Origin of the sequence: Pseudomonas sp. NFACC41-3 (genome assembly GCF_900109505.1) — a bacterium.
Classification (GTDB): Bacteria; Pseudomonadota; Gammaproteobacteria; order Pseudomonadales; family Pseudomonadaceae; genus Aquipseudomonas; species Aquipseudomonas chlororaphis.
This window is the reverse complement of the sequence record NZ_FOAE01000003.1, coordinates 489895-509898: the sequence shown is the minus strand read 5'-3', so window position 1 is coordinate 509898 and position 20004 is coordinate 489895. Positions and strand designations below refer to the sequence as shown.

The 20004-nt window shown below is 63.9% G+C and carries 18 protein-coding genes; 8 read left to right on the top strand and 10 right to left on the bottom strand.

Features of this window, described 5'->3' with window-relative positions; translation table 11 throughout:
* Positions 1-48 precede the first annotated feature (48 nt).
* On the top strand, positions 49-705 hold the full coding sequence (locus BMY68_RS16615) for a histidinol-phosphatase (RefSeq protein WP_053263020.1): 657 nt from the start codon (positions 49-51) through the stop codon (positions 703-705).
* 50 nt (positions 706-755) lie between these two features.
* On the opposite strand, the gene BMY68_RS16610 is transcribed toward BMY68_RS16615, so the two are convergent.
* Positions 756-1184, bottom strand: a complete 429-nt coding sequence (locus BMY68_RS16610) for a DUF2269 family protein (protein ID WP_009046070.1) — start codon at positions 1182-1184, stop codon at positions 756-758.
* Between the two features lie 40 nt (positions 1185-1224).
* Positions 1225-2739, bottom strand: coding sequence for a threonine ammonia-lyase, biosynthetic (gene ilvA, locus BMY68_RS16605; protein WP_007927333.1), 1515 nt, complete (start codon positions 2737-2739; stop codon positions 1225-1227).
* A 286-nt stretch (positions 2740-3025) separates the two neighbouring features.
* Here ilvA and rpiA point away from each other — a divergent pair, with 286 nt between their 5' ends.
* The gene (rpiA, locus tag BMY68_RS16600; protein WP_023967944.1) at positions 3026-3697 is read left to right on the top strand and encodes a ribose-5-phosphate isomerase RpiA; all 672 of its coding nucleotides are present in this window, start codon (positions 3026-3028) and stop codon (positions 3695-3697) included.
* 298 nt (positions 3698-3995) lie between these two features.
* A complete protein-coding gene (locus tag BMY68_RS16595; RefSeq protein ID WP_085532951.1) occupies positions 3996-5948 on the top strand; it encodes an autotransporter domain-containing protein in 1953 nt (650 codons plus the stop codon).
* A 181-nt stretch (positions 5949-6129) separates the two neighbouring features.
* Here the strand turns inward: BMY68_RS16595 and BMY68_RS16590 are convergent, their stop codons facing one another.
* From BMY68_RS16590 to BMY68_RS16575, 4 genes are all read right to left on the bottom strand, one after another.
* Positions 6130-7041: an SdiA-regulated domain-containing protein gene (locus BMY68_RS16590; protein WP_009046073.1), complete on the bottom strand. Its 912-nt coding sequence runs from the start codon at positions 7039-7041 to the stop codon at positions 6130-6132.
* Positions 7042-7156: 115 nt separating this feature from the next.
* Positions 7157-8086 (bottom strand): SdiA-regulated domain-containing protein, encoded by a 930-nt coding sequence (locus BMY68_RS16585; RefSeq protein WP_009046074.1) that lies wholly within the window; start codon positions 8084-8086, stop codon positions 7157-7159.
* A gap of 186 nt (positions 8087-8272) precedes the next feature.
* Positions 8273-8938 carry a fumarylacetoacetate hydrolase family protein gene (locus BMY68_RS16580; RefSeq protein WP_053263025.1) on the bottom strand — a complete coding sequence of 222 codons (666 nt, stop codon included), beginning with the start codon at positions 8936-8938 and terminating at the stop codon, positions 8273-8275.
* A gap of 55 nt (positions 8939-8993) precedes the next feature.
* Positions 8994-10388 carry an FAD-binding oxidoreductase gene (locus tag BMY68_RS16575; protein WP_085532949.1) on the bottom strand — a complete coding sequence of 465 codons (1395 nt, stop codon included), beginning with the start codon at positions 10386-10388 and terminating at the stop codon, positions 8994-8996.
* Between the two features lie 204 nt (positions 10389-10592).
* Here BMY68_RS16575 and serA point away from each other — a divergent pair, with 204 nt between their 5' ends.
* Positions 10593-11822 carry a phosphoglycerate dehydrogenase gene (gene serA, locus BMY68_RS16570; protein ID WP_007932850.1) on the top strand — a complete coding sequence of 410 codons (1230 nt, stop codon included), beginning with the start codon at positions 10593-10595 and terminating at the stop codon, positions 11820-11822.
* 89 nt (positions 11823-11911) lie between these two features.
* Here the strand turns inward: serA and BMY68_RS16565 are convergent, their stop codons facing one another.
* Positions 11912-12349, bottom strand: coding sequence for a DUF4399 domain-containing protein (locus BMY68_RS16565; protein ID WP_009046077.1), 438 nt, complete (start codon positions 12347-12349; stop codon positions 11912-11914).
* Positions 12350-12482: 133 nt separating this feature from the next.
* On the opposite strand from BMY68_RS16565, the gene BMY68_RS16560 reads away from it, so the two are divergent.
* Positions 12483-13256 (top strand): transporter substrate-binding domain-containing protein, encoded by a 774-nt coding sequence (locus BMY68_RS16560; protein ID WP_009046078.1) that lies wholly within the window; start codon positions 12483-12485, stop codon positions 13254-13256.
* Between the two features lie 94 nt (positions 13257-13350).
* On the opposite strand, the gene BMY68_RS16555 is transcribed toward BMY68_RS16560, so the two are convergent.
* Together BMY68_RS16555 and BMY68_RS16550 are read right to left on the bottom strand one after the other, a co-directional pair.
* Positions 13351-13833 (bottom strand): 2-thiouracil desulfurase family protein, encoded by a 483-nt coding sequence (locus BMY68_RS16555; protein WP_085532947.1) that lies wholly within the window; start codon positions 13831-13833, stop codon positions 13351-13353.
* Positions 13834-13835: 2 nt separating this feature from the next.
* Positions 13836-14468, bottom strand: coding sequence for a 2OG-Fe(II) oxygenase (locus BMY68_RS16550; protein WP_085532946.1), 633 nt, complete (start codon positions 14466-14468; stop codon positions 13836-13838).
* A gap of 171 nt (positions 14469-14639) precedes the next feature.
* Here BMY68_RS16550 and BMY68_RS16545 point away from each other — a divergent pair, with 171 nt between their 5' ends.
* Positions 14640-15392: a DUF2059 domain-containing protein gene (locus BMY68_RS16545; protein WP_085532944.1), complete on the top strand. Its 753-nt coding sequence runs from the start codon at positions 14640-14642 to the stop codon at positions 15390-15392.
* 123 nt (positions 15393-15515) lie between these two features.
* On the opposite strand, the gene BMY68_RS16540 is transcribed toward BMY68_RS16545, so the two are convergent.
* Positions 15516-16439: a phospholipase BipL gene (locus tag BMY68_RS16540; RefSeq protein WP_009046082.1), complete on the bottom strand. Its 924-nt coding sequence runs from the start codon at positions 16437-16439 to the stop codon at positions 15516-15518.
* Positions 16440-16548: 109 nt separating this feature from the next.
* Between BMY68_RS16540 and BMY68_RS16535 the strand changes: the two genes are divergently transcribed.
* Complete coding sequence (locus BMY68_RS16535; protein WP_007932728.1) at positions 16549-17127, top strand: DUF6436 domain-containing protein; 579 nt, start codon at positions 16549-16551, stop codon at positions 17125-17127.
* 106 nt (positions 17128-17233) lie between these two features.
* A complete protein-coding gene (locus tag BMY68_RS16530; RefSeq protein ID WP_085532942.1) occupies positions 17234-19645 on the top strand; it encodes a penicillin acylase family protein in 2412 nt (803 codons plus the stop codon).
* Positions 19646-20004: the final 359 nt, after the last annotated feature.

Genomic DNA, 20004 nt, shown 5'->3' with positions numbered 1-20004 from the left:
GACCGTATTCTGATCGCCTTTTTTCAGACTTATCAGCGAGTAACCGTGATGCGCCTGGCTTTATTCGACTTGGACAACACCCTTCTGGGCGGCGACAGTGACCACGCCTGGGGCGACTACCTGTGCGAACGAGGCTTCCTCGACGCCGTCACCTACAAGGCCCGCAACGACGAGTTCTACCAGGACTACCTGGCCGGCAAGCTCGACAATGCCGCCTACCTGAACTTCTGTCTGGAGGTTCTCGGCCGCACCGAGATGGACGTGCTCGACCAATGGCACCGCGACTACATGCGCGACTGCATCGAGCCGCTGCTGCTGCCCAAGGCCGCGCAACTGCTGGCCAAGCACAAGGCCGCCGGCGACAAGCTGGTGATCATCACCGCCACCAACCGCTTCGTCACCGCGCCGATCGCCGAGCGCCTGGGTGTGGAAACCCTGATCGCCACCGAGTGCGAGATGCAGGATGGCCGCTACACCGGTCGCAGCACCGACGTCCCGTGCTTTCGCGAAGGCAAGGTCACCCGCCTGACGCGCTGGCTCGAGGAAACCGGCCATAGCCTGGAAGACAGCTACTTCTATAGCGATTCGATGAATGACTTGCCGCTGCTGGATCTGGTGGCGAACCCGATCGCCGTGGACCCGGACCCGAACCTGCGGGCCCTGGCCCTGCAGCGTGGCTGGCCGGTGATCAGCCTGCGCGACTGAGAAAGCTAGCGCGAGCTCGCCCCTATAGGAGCAAGCTCGCGATCAGGCCGTCAAACCGGCTTGGCGCCCATCAACCCGGCAATGGCGAAGAAACACACGAAGCTGAACACCGCCAGCGCCAGGGTGAACTTCGGACTCCCCACACCCGAAGCGATCCGCAGCCGATTGAGCCGCGCCAGCAGCCAGAAACAGCTCAGGGCACCCACGGTGTAGATCAGGCTGGAGGCCAGGATCCAGGTCTGACCCAGCGACCAGCCCAGCAGATGCACCAGCCACCAGCCGCTGAACGGCAGGCTGGCCAGGCAGATCACCAGCAACAGCCAGACGAATACCAGCGGCCGGCGCAACAGCCGGCTGTAGATGCTTGCGTCACCCTTGCTACGAGCGCGCCAGACCCAGATCGCCAGCCCCAGCGCGCTGCCCAGCAGCAACACGGTGGCCAGGATATGGACGGTTTTGAGGACGGTCAGCGTTTCCATGTCATTAACTCCTTGAGGCCTTGCCCACCAGCGTAGCCGTTCAGCCGAGGAACAGCTGATACGCCGGGTTATCACTCTCGTCCCAGTACGGGTAACCGATCTGCGCCAGCGCCGCCGGTACCAGGTGGCGTTCGCTCGCCGGCACTTGCAGGCCGGCGACCACCCGGCCATCGGCCGCGCCATGGTTGCGGTAATGGAACATCGAGATGTTCCAGCGCCCGCCGAGCTTGTTGAGGAAGTTGAACAGCGCGCCCGGGCGTTCCGGGAACTCGAAGCGGAACACCACTTCATCGCTGACCCGCGCCGCATGCCCGCCGACCATATGACGGATATGCAGCTTGGCCAGTTCGTTGTCGGTCAGGTCGGTCACCGGGAAGCCCTGTTCGGACAGGCTGGCGATCAGCGCGCTGCGTGGATCGTTTTCCGGGTGAGTCTGCACGCCCACGAAGATGTGCGCTTCGCTGCCGGTGTTGTAGCGGTAGTTGAATTCGGTGATCTGGCGCTTGCCGATGGCTTCGCAGAAGGCCTTGAAGCTGCCCGGCTTCTCCGGGATCGTCACGGCGATGATGGCCTCGCGGCCCTCGCCCAGTTCGGCGCGCTCGGCGACATGGCGCAGGCGGTCGAAGTTGACGTTGGCGCCGGAGTCGATGGCCACCAGGGTCTGCCCGCTGACGCCACGCTGCTCGACGTATTTCTTGATCCCGGCCACGCCCAGGGCGCCAGCCGGCTCGGTGATGGAGCGGGTGTCGTCGTAGATGTCCTTGATCGCCGCGCAGATCTCGTCGGTGCTGACGGTGATCACTTCATCCACGTAGTCCTTGCAGATGTCGAAGGTGTGCTGGCCGATCTGCGCCACCGCGACACCGTCGGCGAAGATGCCCACGGTCGGCAGTACCACGCGTTCGCCGGCGGCCATGGCCGCTTGCAGGCAGTTGGAGTCGTCCGGCTCGACGCCGATGATCTTGATTTCCGGCCGCAGGTATTTGACGTAGGCCGCGATCCCGGCGATCAGGCCGCCACCGCCGACCGGCACGAAGATCGCGTCCAGGCGCCCCGGATGCTGGCGCAGGATTTCCATCGCCACGGTGCCCTGCCCGGCAATGGTGTGCGGATCGTCGTACGGGTGGATATAGACGTAGCCTTTTTCGTCCACCAGCTTCAGCGAGTAGGCCAGGGCTTCCGGGAAAGTATCGCCGTGCAGCACCACTTTGCCGCCGCGCGAGCGCACGCCTTCGACCTTGATCTCCGGGGTGGTCTTGGGCATCACGATGGTCGCCTTCACCCCCAGCACCTTGGCCGCCAGGGCCAGGCCCTGGGCATGGTTGCCGGCCGAGGCGGTGACCACGCCCCGGGCGCGCTCGGCATCGCTGAGCTGGGTCAGCTTGTTGTAGGCGCCGCGAATCTTGAACGAGAACACTGGCTGCAAGTCTTCGCGCTTGAGCCAGATCTGATTGCCCAGCCGCTCGGAGAGCTGGCGGGCAGTCTGCAACGGGGTTTCTACGGCAACGTCGTAAACGCGCGAGGTGAGGATCTTTTTGACGTACTGTTCGAGCATCGGAAAGCATCACTGAGCGGGTTGGGCAGGGCCAGCGAGTCTAACCCAGCGTTTACCCGGGCGACCACACGAATCCAGAGGTTTTAAAAGCCCCGTAGCCGCTGCCGGAGGCTGCGATAGGTCTGCAGGTCCTCCGGCCACTCGCGTCTGTCACGACCTGACGGTCGATCGCAGCCTTCGGCAGCGGCTACCAAAAGCGGTTCGCCAAACGGGCAATGACCTGCTCAGGACACCGGCCTATAATGCCGGCCTTTCCGTTCCCCCCTTGCCCGCTTCCGGAGCCCGCATGACCCAGGATCAACTCAAACAGGCCGTGGCCCAGGCTGCCGTCGACCTCATCCTCCCGAAACTCGATGACAAGAGCATCGTCGGGGTCGGCACCGGCTCCACCGCCAATTGCTTCATCGACGCCCTGGCCCAGCACAAGGCCGCCTTCGACGGCGCGGTCGCCAGCTCCGAAGCCACCGCAGCGCGCCTCAAGGGCCACGGCATCCCGGTGTACGAACTGAACACCGTCAGCGACCTGGAGTTCTACATCGACGGCGCCGACGAAAGCGACGAACACCTGAACCTGATCAAGGGCGGCGGCGCGGCCCTGACCCGCGAGAAAATCGTCGCGGCGGTAGCCAAGACCTTTATCTGCATCGCCGACGCCAGCAAGCTGGTGCCGGTGCTGGGCGCCTTCCCGCTGCCGGTGGAAGTGATCCCCATGGCCCGCAGCCACGTGGCCCGCGAGCTGGTGAAGCTCGGTGGCGACCCGGTCTACCGCGAAGGCGTGATCACCGACAACGGCAACATCATCCTCGATGTGCACAACATGCAGATCACCAATCCGGTGGAGCTGGAAGCGCAGATCAACGCGATTGTCGGCGTGGTCACCAACGGCCTGTTCGCCGCCCGCCCGGCCGACGTGCTGCTGCTGGGCACCCGCGAAGGCGTGAAGACCCTCACCGCCTGATGCCGCCGATTTCGCCCCTGCCGCAAAGGCGGGGGCGAAAGCTCTCCCATCCAGCCCCCGCCCTGCCCTCCCGCACCAACCTCGCCACTACTGCTACTTTTCGCTGCATTTAGCCGCAGAAATATCCGGATTCGCGCACCAGGTCTCAGTGCAGCCCAGGACTTCCGGTATCAAATCCGTTACAAATTAGCGCCAGGCGACGTTCGGTTTAAGCAATGCGCCAATACAAGGTCGCCCAAGGAATGAGGCGCGCATTGTGCAACTGCCCCCGTTTTTTCATCCCTCAAGGAAGATCACCGTGCTCAAGCCCCTCACGCTTGCCGTCAGTCTCGCCAGCGTTCTGCTGTCCACCCAGGCCTTCGCCTATGAATACGGCGAACACGCCGCCACCACCCTCGACAAACTGATCAACGACTACCCCGGCCGCTACCGTGGCACCGCCAACTTCGCCGGTGCCGCCGACTGGATGCAGAGCCAGATGGGCAGTGCCTACGGCATCAGCCGCCAGGACTTTTCCTGGACCGCCGGCGGCAACAGCCGCAGCTCGCAAAACGTGGTGGCCTACGCCGCCGGGACCAAGCCGCAATACGTGGTGGTCGGCGCGCACTTCGATACCTATTTCGGCCGCCCGACCCTGCAAGGCCTGGACGACAACGGTTCCGGCGCCAGCGTGCTGACCGAAATCGCCCGCAACCTCGGCGGGCTGCAGCTGGAAAACGGCTTGCAGGTAGTCGGCTTCGGCGCTGAAGAGGAAGGCCTGCGTGGTTCCAGGGCGTTCGTCGACGCCCTCAGCGCCAGCCAGCGCGCCAACATGCTGGCCATGATCAACCTCGACAGCCTGATCACCGGCGACATGATGTATGCCCACGCCGGCCAGAACAGCAGCGCCAACCCGGCCCTGGCCTCGTTGCGCGAACATACCCTGCGGATCGCCAGGGAACTGCAGATCAATCTGTTCACCAACCCCGGCCTCGACCCGGCATACCCGGCGGGCACCGGCTGCTGCAGCGACGGCGAAGCCTTCGAAGGGCTGAACATCCCGATTCTCTACATCGAGGCCACCCACTGGGAAATCGGCGACCTGGACGGCTATACCCAGACCACCAACCCGGCCATCCCCGGCGGCTCCACCTGGCACGATCCCGCCGAGGACAATAAGGCGGTGCTGACCAACGCCTTCGGCCAGGAACGCATCGACCAGCGCCTGCGCGATTACTCGCGCCTGCTCAGCCGCCTGGTCCTGGAGCTGACCAATGCCGACCTGCTGGCCTCCACCGCTTCCGGCGGAGCCGTGGCGCGCAACCAGCAGGATCATCTGCAACGCCAGCATCAGGCCATGGTCCGGCTGCACGACCGGCGCTGGCTGACCTTGCAGGCGATGGGACGGGAAGTCGGCAGTTTCGATGGCGAGATCGGCATCGACGGCGAATACAGCCCCGACAGCGGTTTCGACAGCGCGCCCAATCCCGAGGCGCGTCGGCTGGGGGTGCATGCCTTGGGCGACTACCAGCTCAATTCGAGCCTGAACGTCGGCGCCAGCCTCAGCTACCAGAACGGTCGCGACAAGCTCGAGCACCGCGGCAAGCTCGACAGCGACACCTGGCAGGCGGCGGTCTACGCCTTGCTCAACGATGGCGGCCCGCAATGGCTGGCCGGCGACCTGAGCGTCGGTCGCACCCGTTTCGAGTCCAAGCGCAACCTGGTGATCCAGGCCAATGGCGGCCCGGTGCTGCTGAACCAGAAACTGACGGGCGATACCGACGCCCTGACCCTGGGCGCCCGCGTGCTCGGCGGTTACGACTTCGACTTCGGTGCGATCAAGAGCGGCCCCTTCGCCGGCCTGGATTACACCCACTACCGCATCGACCGCTTCCACGAGAAACAGGACCTGCGCACGGCGCTGAGTTATGAGGAGCAGTCATTCGATTCGCTGGAAGCCAGCCTCGGCTGGCGTGTTCGCGGTGCCGTGGCCCTGCCTTATGGCATGAGCTTGCTGCCTTATGGCGACCTGGCCTGGGTCAAGGAGTTGGCGGATGGCCGCCTGGACGACCTGGACCTGACCAGCCGCGCCGATGGTCAAGTGCGCGTGGCTCGCCTGGGCGGCGTGGACAAGAGCTTCGGCCGCGCCCAGCTCGGCAGCCAGCTGGCGATCACCCCGCAGCTGGGGCTGTACGCCGAGGTCAGCGGCCGGCTCGGTCATGCCGAAGGCAGCCAGACCGGCTACTCCCTCGGCGTGCAATGGCAGTTTTGAACGCACTTGGGTAGCCGCTGCCGAACCTGCGAGCCTGCGTACGAGGTGGGCGGTATTGCGACGCAGTCCTCGCAGGTTCGGGGTATGCGAATTGCCTGAACAGAAAGGTCGCCTGGTTTTACGGCCGCTGCGCGCCCGGGCGCAGCCTCGCGGGCTCGGCAGCGGCTACAGGGTTACGGGGTTACTGGGCGGGTTTCTTGAAGACGTAGAACAGGTTCGGTTCGCTGACCAGGTACAGGGTGCCGTCGTCGTCCATGGCAATGCCTTCGGCCTGCGGCACCGTGGCCTGCAAGCCTTGCCGGCCCTTGCGCAGCGACATGGTGCTCAGGGGCCGGCCATCCACGTCCAGTTCCAGCACCAGCCACGACTCATCCGACAGCGCCAGCAGATGCCCGGTGCGCTCGTCGTATTGCAGGCTGGACAGGTCACGCACGAACAACCCGGCATCGCGCTTGGGGTTGTTGACCACATGCACCGCGTAGGATTTCTCCGGGTCGTAATGCGGGAAACCCTTGACCTCGTAGATCAGCATCGGGTCGCGTTCCTTGGCGACGAACAGGCGCTTGCCCACCGAATCGTAGGCCAGGCCCTCGAAGCCCTTGTTGCCGCTCATATGCACGCCCAGGGTCATCTGCTCGGCGTCCGCCGCGTCGAGGAACACCGTGTCCTCCTCCAGATGGATCTTGATCAGCCGCTGCTGGCGCTCGTCGGTGATCACATAGGTGTCGGCGCTGATGAACTCGACCGCTTCCGGGTCGCCAAACCCGGTCAGGGCGATGCGCCGCAGGATGCGCCCGTCGAGCGACAGCTCGATCAGCTCGGCATTCTTGTTGGTCACGGTGAACAGGCTTTTGCGCACCGGATCGTAAGTCAGCGCCGAGACGTCATCCAGGCCTTCGATCTTTTGTGCTTCGAGGGTCACCCGATAGCCATCCAGGCCAATGGCGTCGGTGTTGGCTGGCTGCGACATGACCCGCCAGTTGAACCACAGGCGCTCGAAGTAGCGGTGGTGCTGCCCGGCAATGCCCAGCAGCACCAGCACGATAAAACACAGGAGGAGGAACAGCGGTTTGGGATAGGCGAGTCGACGCATGGTGGCAAGCTCAAATACAAATCAGGCGGATGAAATATCACGGCCGGATGAATTTAAACTTAATCGCAGCGGGCGTATGCCGGATTATGGCCTTTTGCCGCCAGAAACCTCTGAATCAGTGCTTCTCAAAGCGATAGAACAGGTTGGGTTCGCTGACCATGTACAGATTGCCCTGCTCATCCATGGCCACGCCCTCGGCCCGTGGAATGGTGTCTTTGAGGCCATTGAAACCGCCCAGCAAGGTCATGAAGCTGACCTGCTCGCCGGTTTCGTCCAGCTCCAGCAACATGTGCGAATCGGCGGATAGCACCAGGGTATGACCGGTGCGAGGGTCGATGCTCAGGGCGGACAGGTTGCGCAGATCCAGCTCATCGCTTTCCAGTTTCTGCTTGTCACCCTTGAGGGTCTGGCTGCCGTCGCTGTTCCAGGTGAACAGTGCCGGCGGACGCTCCTCGCCCAGCAGTAGCTGCTGCTTGCGTGCATCCCAGGCCACGGCCTCGAATGCCTTGTTCTGGTCCTGCGAAGGCCCCAGGTCGTATTTCGGGAAGTCGGAAATATTCAGCTCGCGGGTATTGGCATCCACCTTGACGATGGTCAGCAGGTGATCGCGCTCGTCGACAATCCCCAGCAGGCCGTTCCCCATGACCGTCACCCCTTCCGGGTTGCTCCAGCCCACCAGCGGCATCTTGCGCAGCACATCGCCCTGCAGGTTCAACTCGACCAGGAACGGGTTCTTGCCCATCACCGAAAACAGGGTCTTGGTCTGCGGGTTGTAGGCCAGGTCGGAGGCCTCGTCCTTCTCCATGCCCGGCAGTACCTTGGCGTCGATGACCGCGCGGTAATCCGGCAGCCAGACACTTTCCTGGCGCTCGGCCGGGGTTTCGAAACGCTCCAGCACCCAGAGCAGGCCACGGTCGTCCCAGTGCATGGCGATCGCGACGCCATACATCACCACGCCTGACAGCAGCAGCCAGGAGTACCAGCGCATGGCGAACAATCCGCGGCGGCGAACAGTGTGAAGCTCGGGGGTGTGAGGCACGGACATGGGACGCGTTCCAGAAAACCAGCTATGGGTAATAGCACATCGGGGCAGACTCAGACGTCTGTAATCGGAAAATTATCCAGAACGGATGTGAAAAAAACGGCAAAAGGTCGGAAATGCCCCAGCGCCGGTACTTTCGCTGAAGAGGCCCGCCCATTGCAGGCGGGCCTCGCGTCGAAAACCACTGGATCAGCTAACGCGACTCTCGAAGCGGCTGACGCCCGGCAGCTCCAGCACCAGCTCGTCGCCCACGTTCAGCGGACCGACGCCCACCGGCGTACCGGTCAGGATCACGTCGCCCGCCTGCAGGGAGAAGCAGCCGGCCATGTACTGGATCATCGGTACGATCGGGTTGAGCATGATGCTGCTGTTGCCGTCCTGGCGGACCTCGCCGTTGATGGTCAGGCGAATATTGATGTCGGTCAGGTCCGGGAACGTACTGCCGACCACAAAGGGCGCCAGCACGCAGGCGCCGTCGAAGCACTTGGAGATTTCCCACGGCAGGCCCTTGGCCTTGAGCTCGGCCTGCTTGTCGCGCAGGGTCAGGTCCAGGGCCGGGGCGAAACCGGAAATGGCATCCAGCACTTCTTCACGGCTGGGCTGGGTCGACAGCGGCTTGCCGATCAATACCGCGATTTCCGCCTCGTAATGCACAGAGCCACGCTCGGTGGGGATGGCAAAACCGCCTTCCAGCGGCACCACGCAACTGCCCGGCTTGATAAACAGCAGCGGCTCGCTCGGCACCGGATTGTCCAGTTCCTTGGCGTGCTCGGCATAGTTGCGCCCGATACACACGATCTTGCCGACCGGGAAATGAATACGGGTACCGTCGACATACTGGTGCTGATAGCTCATTACCGACTCCTGCTCGTTTGGTTCATCAGGTACCGCTGCTTGAGTGACCCTGGGGTCAAACAGCGAAAATCTTGCCCGGGTTCATGATGCCGTTCGGGTCGAACACCGCCTTGACCGCCTTCATGTAGTCGATTTCCACCGGCGAACGGCTGTAGGTCAGGTAATCGCGCTTGGTCATGCCCACCCCGTGCTCGGCGGAAATCGAGCCGTTGTACTTCTCGACAGTCTCGAACACCCACTTGTTGACGGTGGCGCACTTGGCGAAGAACTCGTCCTTGCTCAGGTCGTCCGGCTTGAGGATGTTCAGGTGCAGGTTGCCGTCACCGATATGGCCATACCAGACCACTTCGAAGTCCGGGTAGTTTTGCGCGACGATCGCGTCAATATCCTTCAGGAAAGCCGGCACCTTCGAAACCGTGACCGAAATGTCGTTCTTGTACGGGGTCCAGTGCGAGATGGTCTCGGAGATGTACTCGCGCAACTTCCACAGGTTCTGCAGTTGCTGCTCGCTCTGGCTCATCACGCCGTCCAGCACCCAGCCCTGCTCCACGCAATGCTCGAAGGTGGCCAGGGCGTCGTTGGCCACGTCCTCGTTGCTGGCTTCGAACTCCAGCAGCACATAGAAGGGGCAGTCGGTCTCGAACGGCGCTGGGACGTCGCCGCGGCCGAGGATCTTGGCCAGGGCCTTGTCGGAGAAAAATTCGAAGGCGGTCAGGTCGAGCTTGCCCTGGAAGGCATGCAGCACCGGCATGATCGAGTCGAAATCCGGCGTACCGAGCACCATCGCCGTGAGGTTGTTCGGCGCGCGTTCCAGGCGCATGGTGGCCTCGACCACGAAGCCCAGGGTGCCCTCGGCGCCGATGAACAGCTGGCGCAGGTCATAGCCGGTGGCGTTCTTGACCAGGTCCTTGTTCAGCTCCAGCAGGTCGCCCTTGCCGGTGACCACTTTCAGGCCGGCCACCCAGTTGCGGGTCATGCCGTAGCGAATCACCTTGATCCCGCCGGCATTGGTGGCGATATTGCCGCCAATCTGGCTGGAACCGGCGGAAGCGAAGTCCACCGGGTAATACAGGCCGCTTTCTTCGGCGCGGTTCTGCAACTGCTCGGTCACCACGCCCGGCTGGCAGACCGCGGTGCGGTCGGTCAGGTTCAGGTCGAGGATCTGGTTCATGTAGTCGAAAGACACCACCACTTCGCCATTGGCCGCCACGGCGGCGGCCGACAGGCCGGTGCGGCCGCCGGACGGCACCAGCGCGACCTGGTGCCGGTTGGCCCAGCGCACGATGGCCTGGACCTGCTCGATGGTCTTGGGAAAGACGATGGCGCTCGGCGCCGGGGCGAAGTGTTTGGTCCAATCCTTGCCGTAAGCATTCAGGGAGTCGGCATCGGTCAGGACCTTGCCAGCCTCGACCAGGGTCTTCAGCTCATCAATCAGCGCAGGATTGGTCATCGACAGAACTCTCGAACAATTCATGGTCATCCTGAGAACGCTTCACGTCGCAGGAACGAGTGTTTCGCGGGGTCCGTATGCTAGCATACGACCCCCCGCAGAATAGTGCCGAAGGGCGTTCTGCGGCGACGGCTTTCCTGCCGTCCGGGTCAGCATCTGTTGACCATTTCCTGCCATTTTTCTCCGGGACACAGGTTTACGCAGATGAGCAAGACTTCTCTCGATAAGAGCAAGATCAAGTTCCTTCTTCTCGAAGGCGTCCACCAATCGGCTGTCGACGTCCTCAAGGCCGCGGGCTACACCAGTATCGAGTACCTCACCGGTTCTCTGCCGGAAGCCCAGCTGAAGGAAAAGATCGCCGATGCGCACTTCATCGGCATTCGCTCCCGCACCCAGCTGACTGAAGAAATCTTCGATCACGCGAAGAAGCTCGTCGCTGTTGGCTGCTTCTGCATCGGCACCAACCAGGTCGACCTCGACGCGGCTCGCGAGCGCGGCATCGCGGTGTTCAACGCACCGTACTCCAACACCCGTTCCGTAGCCGAACTGGTGCTGGCCGAAGCGATCCTGCTGCTGCGCGGTATCCCGGAGAAGAACGCCTCCTGCCACCGTGGCGGCTGGATCAAGAGCGCGGCCAACTCCTTCGAGATCCGTGGCAAGAAGCTGGGCATCGTCGGCTACGGCTCGATCGGCACCCAACTGTCGGTCCTGGCCGAAGGCCTGGGCATGCAGGTGTTCTTCTACGACACCGTGACCAAGCTGCCGCTGGGTAACGCCACTCAGGTCGGCAACCTGCACGAGCTGCTGGGCATGTCCGACATCGTCACCCTGCACGTTCCGGAAACCGCTGCCACCCAGTGGATGATCGGCGAGAAGGAAATCCGCGCCATCAAGAAAGGCGGCATCCTGATCAACGCCGCCCGCGGCACCGTGGTCGAGCTGGACCACCTGGCCGCAGCGATCAAGGACAAGCACCTGATCGGCGCCGCCATCGACGTGTTCCCGGTGGAGCCACGCTCCAACGACGAAGAGTTCGAAAGCCCGCTGCGTGGCCTGGACAACGTGATCCTGACCCCGCACATCGGCGGCTCGACCGCCGAAGCCCAGGCCAACATCGGCCTGGAAGTGGCGGAGAAGCTGGTCAAGTACAGCGACAACGGTACTTCGGTATCGTCCGTGAACTTCCCGGAAGTGGCCCTGCCGGCTCACCCTGGCAAGCACCGCCTGCTGCACATCCACGAGAACATCCCGGGTGTGATGAGCGAGATCAACAAGGTCTTCGCCGAAAACGGCATCAACATCTCCGGTCAGTTCCTGCAGACCAACGAGAAGGTGGGCTACGTGGTGATCGACGTCGACGCCGAATACTCGGAGCTGGCGCAAGAGAAGCTGCAACACGTCAACGGCACCATCCGCAGCCGCGTGCTGTTCTAAGCACTCGCTGGCAATAAAAAGGGAGGCCCTGGGGCCTCCCTTTTTGTTTACAGGCAGTTTCGTTTACAGGCAGTTTTTACCGTCCGCGCTTACTTGACGGTGATGGTGATCTTTTCCGAAACGATTGGCGGGTCGAACGGCACGTGGTTCTTGTCGCCCAGCTCCAGCTGCAGGGTGTGCTTGCCCGGGGCCAGGGTCAGCTCGGTTTCGGTCTGGGCCTTGCCGAAGTGGATATGCTGGGCGTCGGCCGGGATCGGCATGTTTTCGGCTGGCAGTTTGTCGACGTCGACCAGCAGGTGGTGGTGCCCGGTGTGCGGAGTCTGGTCGCCGGCGGGCGCCAGGGAGATGTCGCTGACGCCGAACTTGACCTTGAAGGTCTTGGCCACGGTATCGCCATTGACCGGGGTGACGATAAATACAGAAGCGCCTTCCGGCGCCTTGGTGCGAGGAATATCCGCCGCACAAGCCAGCATCGAAGCCCCCAGCATCAGGCCGGCCAATGCAGCACGAGATATAAAGGTTTTCATTCTACTCTCCAGTTTTTCCGCAAAATCGGTACGGTTATGACAACTTCGTGGCATATCGTTGTCGAAGGGCAATCAACACCATAGCAAAGCGAGCCTGAACAGCGCATCGCACATATAAATTCAAGGAGTGACCATGCGTTTCCTGCCTGGCCTGATACTTTTGCTACCTCTTGTGAGCACTTACGCTCAAGCCGAACTGATCGACGATGTGAACGATCGCGGGGAACTGCGTATCGCGCTGGAAGCCAACACCCCGCCCTTCAATTTCAAGGACGACGGCAAACTCACCGGCTTCGAAGTCGAGCTGGGCCAACTGCTCGCCCGGGAACTGGATGTGCGGGCGGACTTCGTGGTCGCCGACGCTGCCGACCTGCTACCTGGCGTCGAAAGCGGCCGCTACGACATCGCCATCAATCACGTAGCAATGACCCCGGAACTCAAGGATCGTTTCGACTTCAGCGAGCCTTACAGTTATTCCAGCGCACAATTGATCGTACGCAAGGAAGAACAGCGCGCGCTGGGCAGCCTGCAGGCGCTCCAGGGCCAGGCCCTCGGTGTGGCCCAGGGCAGCCAGTTCGCCGAGCAGGCACGCACCGTGGAAGGCATCGACCTGCGCAGCTACCCGAACGCCCAGCAACCCATCAAGGATGTGGCCGACAAGCAGCTCGACGCCGCCATCAGCGACCGCCTGCTGATCCCCTACGCCATTCGCGACAGCCGCTTGCCGGTGAAGGAAGGCGCCAAGGTCGGGCCGACCCTGAGCCTGGCGATCCCGTTCCAGAAAGGTAACCCGGCGTTCCAGGCGAGCCTCGATGGCGCGCTGCAACGCATCAAGGCCGATGGTCGGTTGATGGCGTTGTCGGAAAAATGGTTCGGCATGGATGCGAGCAAGCCGCCCAAGCCTTGATGTGGTAGTCGCTGCCACAGGCTGCAGCCGCGGAAAACTTGATATCGCAGAGCTCCTGCGGAGCTTTCGCAGCCTGCGGCAGCGGCTACAGGGGCTAGAGCGCCGCCAGGGCCGCGGCGGCCTCGGCCAGTTCCAGCTCGCTGAACACTTGCACCCCGGCGCGCTTGAGCAAGGCGGCGGTGACGCCCTCGCCGCTGACCTTGACCGCGCTGAAGCTGCCGTCATAGGTCAGCAGATTGCCGCAGGACGGGCTGTTGGCCTTGAGCACGGCGATGCGAATCCCGTGCTCGCGTACCAACTCCAGCGCCTGCCGGGCGCCACTGAGGAACTCGGCGCTGACATCCTCGCCCTCGGTAGTAATGACCTGTGCCAGGCCATCGAGCACTTCACCGCCCTGCCCGCCGGGTATTTCCGCAGCCGCCCGTGGCGTCGGCAAGCCGCCGGCGACTTCCGGGCACAACGCAACCACCCGGCCCTCGGCCTGCCAGCTCGCCAGTTGATCGAACGGCCCGCTGGCGCCACCGTCGTAACGCACGCGGTGGCCCAACAGGCAGCGACTGACCAGGATCTTGTGCATGATCAGAACGGCTCGTTGCCACGCCGGCGGAACCAGCCCGTCAAGGACAGGCGCTCCCGAGTCGCGGGCAGGACTTCGTGGGGCACCTCGCCGGAGAGGAACACCACCAGCCGGCCGCCGGCGGGATCCACGTCGTATTCGCTCTCGCCATCGAAGTACATGCGCAGTTGCCCGCCCTGCTCCGGCAGCCAGTCCTGGTTGAGGTAGATCACCGCCGACACCATGCGCCGGTCATCGTCGCGGAAACGGTCGACGTGCTTGAGGTAGAACGCCCCTGGCGGGTACAGCGCGAAGTGGCTTTCGAAGTCTTCCAGGCCGAGGAACAACCCACGGTTCAGCGCCTCGCGCAGGCTGTCCATCAAGCCCAGGTAGGTATCACAGCAGTCGGCCTGGCCGGGCTCGAGCCACTGGATGTGATCGCCACGGATCCCCTCGCGAATCTCCTGCGCCGGGCCACGGCCAACCGCCGCTGGCGCCAGCCCGCCTTCGGCCGCGCGCTTACGGCACTCGGCCGCCAGCTCCAGGGTCAGGGCTTCTGGCAGGAAGATGTTCTGCTGCGACCAGCCACGGGTGGCCAGGTCATCGACAATGCGTAACAGCAGGGGGTGATCAGAGGGTATTTGCATGGCGCGCATAGTATCCACACCCAGATGAATTCGACAGATCCGCGAGATAATTCTGACCAAGCAGCCTGGCGCCGCCTCTGTTCGTCGTTCGATCGGACAGTTTGCGTACTGAACCTGATACGAATTCTCGACAACCATCGCCTCGCCCCGGAGAATAGTGGGCTGCCGACAGGAGTCCTTATGCGCCGTTTGCTTTTTTCACTGTTGATGTTCTGTGTGTTGCCCGCCTGGGCAGACGGCCACGACCAGTTGTACAAGGTCGCCGGCTGGCCGGAACAACGCGCGCATTTCAACGATGCCCTCACCGCCGCCCAGCAGCGTTACCAGAATAGCCTGCCACCAGCGGTCTATCAGGCCCTGGTCAATAACAGCAACCAGCGCTTCGCGCCGCAGGCCATGGACCGCCGCGCCCAGGCGCAGTTGCGGCAGAACCTCACCGACCCGAAACCGGCCCTGGCGTTTTTCCAGTCGCCGCTGGGGCGCAAGATCGTTGCCGCCGAACTGCTGGCAACCCGCCGCGACCAGTTGGCGAAAAACGCCCAGGGCCTGCCGAAGATGCAGGCCAGCGATACCCGCCAGCTGATCATCGGCCACCTGGCCCAGGCGCTGCCGGCCCGTGAAGCCGGTGCGGAAGTCAGCCTGGCGATCGCCGGCGTGGCTGCCGACAGCCTGAGCCAGATGATCCCCGGCCTGCTGGGTGCCGGCCAGGCGCAGAACATGCTCAACGGCCAGCGCCAGCGGCTGATGGCGCAGATCGGCAACGACCTGAACAACACCCTGCTGTACGTCTATCGCGACCTGTCCGACCCCGAGCTGGAAGAGTTCGCCAACTTCGCCGAGTCCGCCGAAGGCAAGGCCTACTACCAGGCCGCCCTCGCCGCGATCCGCGCCGGGCTGGCCGTCGGCCAGAGCACTTCCAGCCTCACGCCCTAAACACCTCTTGTAGCCGCTGCCGCAGGCTGCGATAGGTCCGTAGGACCTCAGTGGTCGCAAGATCGGCGCGACCGTGCCGGTCGATCGCAGCCTGCGGCAGCGGCTACAGGCGCGTGAATACCGTCAAAGATGCTGGTTCAGGAAGGCGAAGTATTCCTGGCGAATGCGCGCCGCCTCGTTCGCCAGGTGATGCCGTGCCTCGGGCAGCATCAGCACCTGGGGCTGCTGGAACTTCTGCCGGATCACCTGCAGGTTGTGCTGCCAATCCACTGTCATGTCTGCCTGCCCCTGAACGATCAGCGGCTGCCGGCTGCTGCGCGGGGCCAGCTCGATGCGCTTGATCCACTGCGCCAGCGCGCCGACCCAGGCGGTCGGCAAGCGCAGGGGCTGCAACGGGTCGCGCTGCAGGAACGGCAGGAAATCGGGGTCGGTGGAGTTCTCGCTGAAGCGCCGGGCAATGCCTTTGACGAAAGGCCGGAGCATGTAATAGCTGAGCTTCGACCAGCCCCAGGCGCGCGGGCGCACCAGCGGCGAGAGCAGGATCACCTGGCCCTGGGCCGGGCTCTGCGCGCCCTGGTTGAGCAGATGATCGATCACGATCGCCCCGCCCGTGCTTTGCCCGCACAGGTGCCAGGGCTGGGGCAGATCGAGGGACCTGGCTTCGTCGAACAAGCCTTGCAGCACCGCCTGGTACACCGCGAAATCATCGATGCTGGCCCGCTCGCCGCTGGACAGGCCATGGCCCGGCAAGTCGCAGGCAATCACCGCCCACTGCCGCTCCAACGCCCACTCGATCACATGCCGGTACAAGCCCATGTGATCGTAGAAACCGTGTAACAGAAACAAGGTCGCCACCGGCTGCTCGGGCCACCAGACCTGGCCAACCACCTCAAAACCACCGACCGCGAAACGCCCCAGCCCACGCTTGACCGGCAGATCCAGCCCATAGAAACGCTGATAGGCCTGCGCCTGGGCCGAGAGCGGTTGCGCCTCGGCCAGGGGCCGCAGGCTGGCGCGCAGAAGGTCGGGGTCGAAGGTCGCAGGCATAAGGGTTTTCCCAGGGTGGCGCGGAACGCGAAACAGGCTTTATCGGCCTGCGATATTCATCTGTCGGGGCAAGCATGGCAAGCTACGCGACCTTCGAGGAATGATCCGTATGCGTCTGCCCTACCGCACGACCCTGCTTGCCAGCCTGCTCGCCCTCCTGTGCGCCGGGGTGCTGTGGGTCGCCTACGACTGGTTCCAGGGACGTTTTCTGCGCACCTTCAGCGAACACACCGCGGTGTTTTCCGGCGACCCGCTGCAACTGCCGCCCGGGCTGGCCGGCGAAGGCGCCATCCGCCTGGTGCATTTCTGGGACCCGGCCTGCCCGTGCAATGTCGGCAACCAGCAGCACCTGGCCGAGTTGATCGAACACTACGGTCCGCAGGGCGTGGAGTTCTACTCGGTGCAGAAGGCCGGCAGCCACGGCCAGTTGCCCGCCACCCTGAGCCGCCTGAAAATCCTCGACGGCCTGCCCGGCTCGGAGCAGATCCCCGCCAGCCCGGCCGTGGCGATCTGGGACCGCAACGGCACCCTGGCCTACTTCGGCCCCTACAGCGAAGGCCTGACCTGCAATTCCAGCAACAGCTTTATCGAACCTATCCTCCAGGCCCTGCACGAAGGCCGCGCGGTCAGCGCCACCCACACCTTGGCGGTGGGCTGTTATTGTCCATGGCCGAAACAGACGGATTAAGGCATTCCTGACTTTTCGCAGACAACGGATGCCCGGCACAGAAGGCCTGTGCTAAATGTTTGCCTTCCCTACGGCAGGCAAATCGCAGAAAGAACAAGGAGTCGCCATGAAACGCAGCCTGACCGTACTCGTCGTCCTGATCCTCGCCCTTGCTGCCGGAGGGGGCTGGTACCTGTACAGCAAGCAGCCATCGCGCCAGGGCCAGGTCGAGCTGGAGCGCCTGCAGGGCTCGGTCACGGTGCGCTACGACGAACGCGGCGTGCCGCATATCCGCGCGGAAAACGAAACCGACCTGTACCGCGCGCTGGGCTATGTCCATGCCCAGGACCGGCTGTTCCAGATGGAAGTCATGCGGCGCCTGGCCCGCGGCGAGTTGGCCGAGATACTCGGCCCCAAACTGCTCGACACCGACAAACTGTTCCGCAGCCTGCGCATCCGCGAACGCGCCGACAGTTACGTCGCCGGGCTGGACCGCCAGTCCCCTGCCTGGAAGGGCCTGCAAGCCTACCTGGACGGGGTCAACCAGTATCAGAACAGCCATCCGCAACCGATCGAATTTGATGTCCTGGGGATTCCCAAGCGTTCCTTCACCGCCGAAGACAGCATCAGCGTGGCCGGCTACATGGCCTACAGCTTCGCCGCGGCCTTCCGCACCGAACCGCTGCTGACCTACGTGCGCGACCAGCTCGGCAGCGACTATCTGAAAGTCTTCGACCTCGACTGGCAGCCCAAGGGCGCCCTGGCCAAGGGCCGCGGCCCGCTGGCGCCAAGCCTGGCCGCCAGCGACTGGCAGGACCTCGGTGCCATAGCCCGGCTGAGCGAACAGGCCCTGGCCGACGCCGGCCTGCCGCAATTCGAGGGCAGCAACGCCTGGGCGGTGTCCGGCAGCCGCACCAAGAGCGGCAAGCCATTGCTGGCCGGCGACCCGCACATCCGCTTCGCGGTGCCGTCGGTGTGGTACGAGGCCCAGCTGTCGGCACCGGGCTTCGAACTCTACGGTCATCACCAGGCGCTGGTGCCCTTCGCCTTTCTCGGCCACAACCTGGACTTCGGCTGGAGCCTGACCATGTTCCAGAACGACGATCTGGACCTGATCGCCGAGAAGGTCAACCCGAACAATGCCAACCAGGTCTGGTACCGCGGCAAGTGGGTCGACTTGGTCAACAGCGAGCAGCAGATCGCGGTGAAGGGCCAGCCGCCGGTCACCCAGATCCTGCGCCAGTCGCCCCACGGGCCGATCGTCAACGACGTGCTCGGGGCCAATGCCGGCAAGACGCCGATCGCCATGTGGTGGGCCTTCCTCGAAACGCCGAACCCGATCCTTGACGGCTTCTACCAGCTCAACCGCGCCGACACCCTGGCCAAGGCCCGCAGTGCCGCGTCCAAGGTCCAGGCGCCGGGCTTGAACATCGTCTGGGCCAATGCCAAGGGCGACATCGGCTGGTGGGCCGCGGCGCTGTTGCCGAAGCGCCCGATTGGCGCCAAGGGCACGTTCATCCTCGACGGCAGCACCTCGCTGGCGGACAAAGAGGGCTTCTACCCGTTCAGCGCCAACCCCCAGGAAGAAAACCCGGCGCGCGGCTATATCGTTTCGGCCAACTTCCAGCCGGTCTCGCCCACCGGCATGGAGATTCCTGGCTACTACAACCTCGCCGACCGTGGCCAGCAACTGGACCGCCAGCTCGGCGACAAGAGTGTGAAATGGGATATCGACGCCAGCCAGAAACTCCAGCTGGGCACCACCACCGCCTATGGCCCACGCCTGCTGGCACCGCTGCTGCCGGTCCTGCGCGAGGTGGTGAGCGACCCGCAGGAGCTCAAGCTGGTGGAGCAACTGGCGCAGTGGAAAGGCGACTACCCGCTGGACTCCACCAGCGCCACCCTGTTCAACCAGTTCCTGTTCAACCTCACCGACGCGGCCTTCCATGACGAGCTGGGCGACGCCTTCTTCGACACCCTGCTGTCCACCCGGGTGATCGACGCCGCGCTGCCACGCCTGGCCGCCTCCGCCGACTCGCCGTGGTGGGACAACCGCAACACCCTGGGCCAGGAGAGCCGCGCCGACACCGTCAGGGTCGCCTGGCGCGCCAGCCTCGCTCATCTCAAGGCGACCTTTGGCGACGACTCGACGAAGTGGCTGTGGGGCCAGGCGCATACCCTGACCCACGGCCATCCGCTGGGCCTGCAGAAGCCCCTGGACCGGGTGTTCAACGTCGGCCCGTTCGCCGCGCCGGGCACCCACGAAGTACCGAACAATCAATCGGCCAAGATCGGCCCGGCGCCCTGGCCGGTGACCTATGGTCCGTCCACCCGGCGTCTGATCGACTTCGCCGACCCGGCCCACAGCCTGAGCGTCAACCCGGTCGGGCAAAGCGGCGTGCTGTTCGACAAGCACTATCAGGACCAGGCCGAGGCCTATATCGAAGGGGTGTACCAGCAGGCGCACTTCAACGAAGAAGAGGTCACGGCCAATACCCACAGCACCCTGAAGCTGTTGCCGGCGCGGACGGCGCAGTAACCTCCGTGGTGAACGACGCCTGACCCGCAGCAGCCAGCTTGGCTGGCAATCCAGTCGACGCGGCACTCAAGGCCGGGGCCACCCGTGAAGAGATTGCCGCCACCCTGGCCACCGCCATCTCACTGAATGCCGGAACGGCCTATGTCTATTCACTGCACGCCCTGGCGGCATACGACTCGCTGAAGAGCCGAGGCGTTTTCTGCTGTAGCCGCTGCCGCAGGCTGCGATAGGTCCGAAGGACCTCGGCGACCTTGAGACCGCTGCGACCGTTCCGGTCGATCGCAGCCTGCGGCAGCGGCTACCCCCGAAAACGACATCGCCCCTGAACAGGGGCGATGTCTTGTCGCGGTCAACGCCTT

Coding starts and splice junctions, on each gene's coding strand:
- BMY68_RS16565 (WP_009046077.1), bottom strand. CDS start 12,349: ATGAAAACCTTTATATCTCGTGCTGCATTGGCCGGCCTGATGCTGGGG.
- BMY68_RS16580 (WP_053263025.1), bottom strand. CDS start 8,938: ATGAGCTATCAGCACCAGTATGTCGACGGTACCCGTATTCATTTCCCG.
- BMY68_RS16585 (WP_009046074.1), bottom strand. CDS start 8,086: ATGTCCGTGCCTCACACCCCCGAGCTTCACACTGTTCGCCGCCGCGGA.
- serA (WP_007932850.1), top strand. CDS start 10,593: ATGAGCAAGACTTCTCTCGATAAGAGCAAGATCAAGTTCCTTCTTCTC.
- BMY68_RS16590 (WP_009046073.1), bottom strand. CDS start 7,041: ATGCGTCGACTCGCCTATCCCAAACCGCTGTTCCTCCTCCTGTGTTTT.
- BMY68_RS16555 (WP_085532947.1), bottom strand. CDS start 13,833: ATGCACAAGATCCTGGTCAGTCGCTGCCTGTTGGGCCACCGCGTGCGT.
- rpiA (WP_023967944.1), top strand. CDS start 3,026: ATGACCCAGGATCAACTCAAACAGGCCGTGGCCCAGGCTGCCGTCGAC.
- BMY68_RS16615 (WP_053263020.1), top strand. CDS start 49: ATGCGCCTGGCTTTATTCGACTTGGACAACACCCTTCTGGGCGGCGAC.
- BMY68_RS16610 (WP_009046070.1), bottom strand. CDS start 1,184: ATGGAAACGCTGACCGTCCTCAAAACCGTCCATATCCTGGCCACCGTG.
- ilvA (WP_007927333.1), bottom strand. CDS start 2,739: ATGCTCGAACAGTACGTCAAAAAGATCCTCACCTCGCGCGTTTACGAC.
- BMY68_RS16540 (WP_009046082.1), bottom strand. CDS start 16,439: ATGCCTGCGACCTTCGACCCCGACCTTCTGCGCGCCAGCCTGCGGCCC.
- BMY68_RS16560 (WP_009046078.1), top strand. CDS start 12,483: ATGCGTTTCCTGCCTGGCCTGATACTTTTGCTACCTCTTGTGAGCACT.
- BMY68_RS16550 (WP_085532946.1), bottom strand. CDS start 14,468: ATGCGCGCCATGCAAATACCCTCTGATCACCCCCTGCTGTTACGCATT.
- BMY68_RS16575 (WP_085532949.1), bottom strand. CDS start 10,388: ATGACCAATCCTGCGCTGATTGATGAGCTGAAGACCCTGGTCGAGGCT.
- BMY68_RS16530 (WP_085532942.1), top strand. CDS start 17,234: ATGAAACGCAGCCTGACCGTACTCGTCGTCCTGATCCTCGCCCTTGCT.
- BMY68_RS16535 (WP_007932728.1), top strand. CDS start 16,549: ATGCGTCTGCCCTACCGCACGACCCTGCTTGCCAGCCTGCTCGCCCTC.
- BMY68_RS16545 (WP_085532944.1), top strand. CDS start 14,640: ATGCGCCGTTTGCTTTTTTCACTGTTGATGTTCTGTGTGTTGCCCGCC.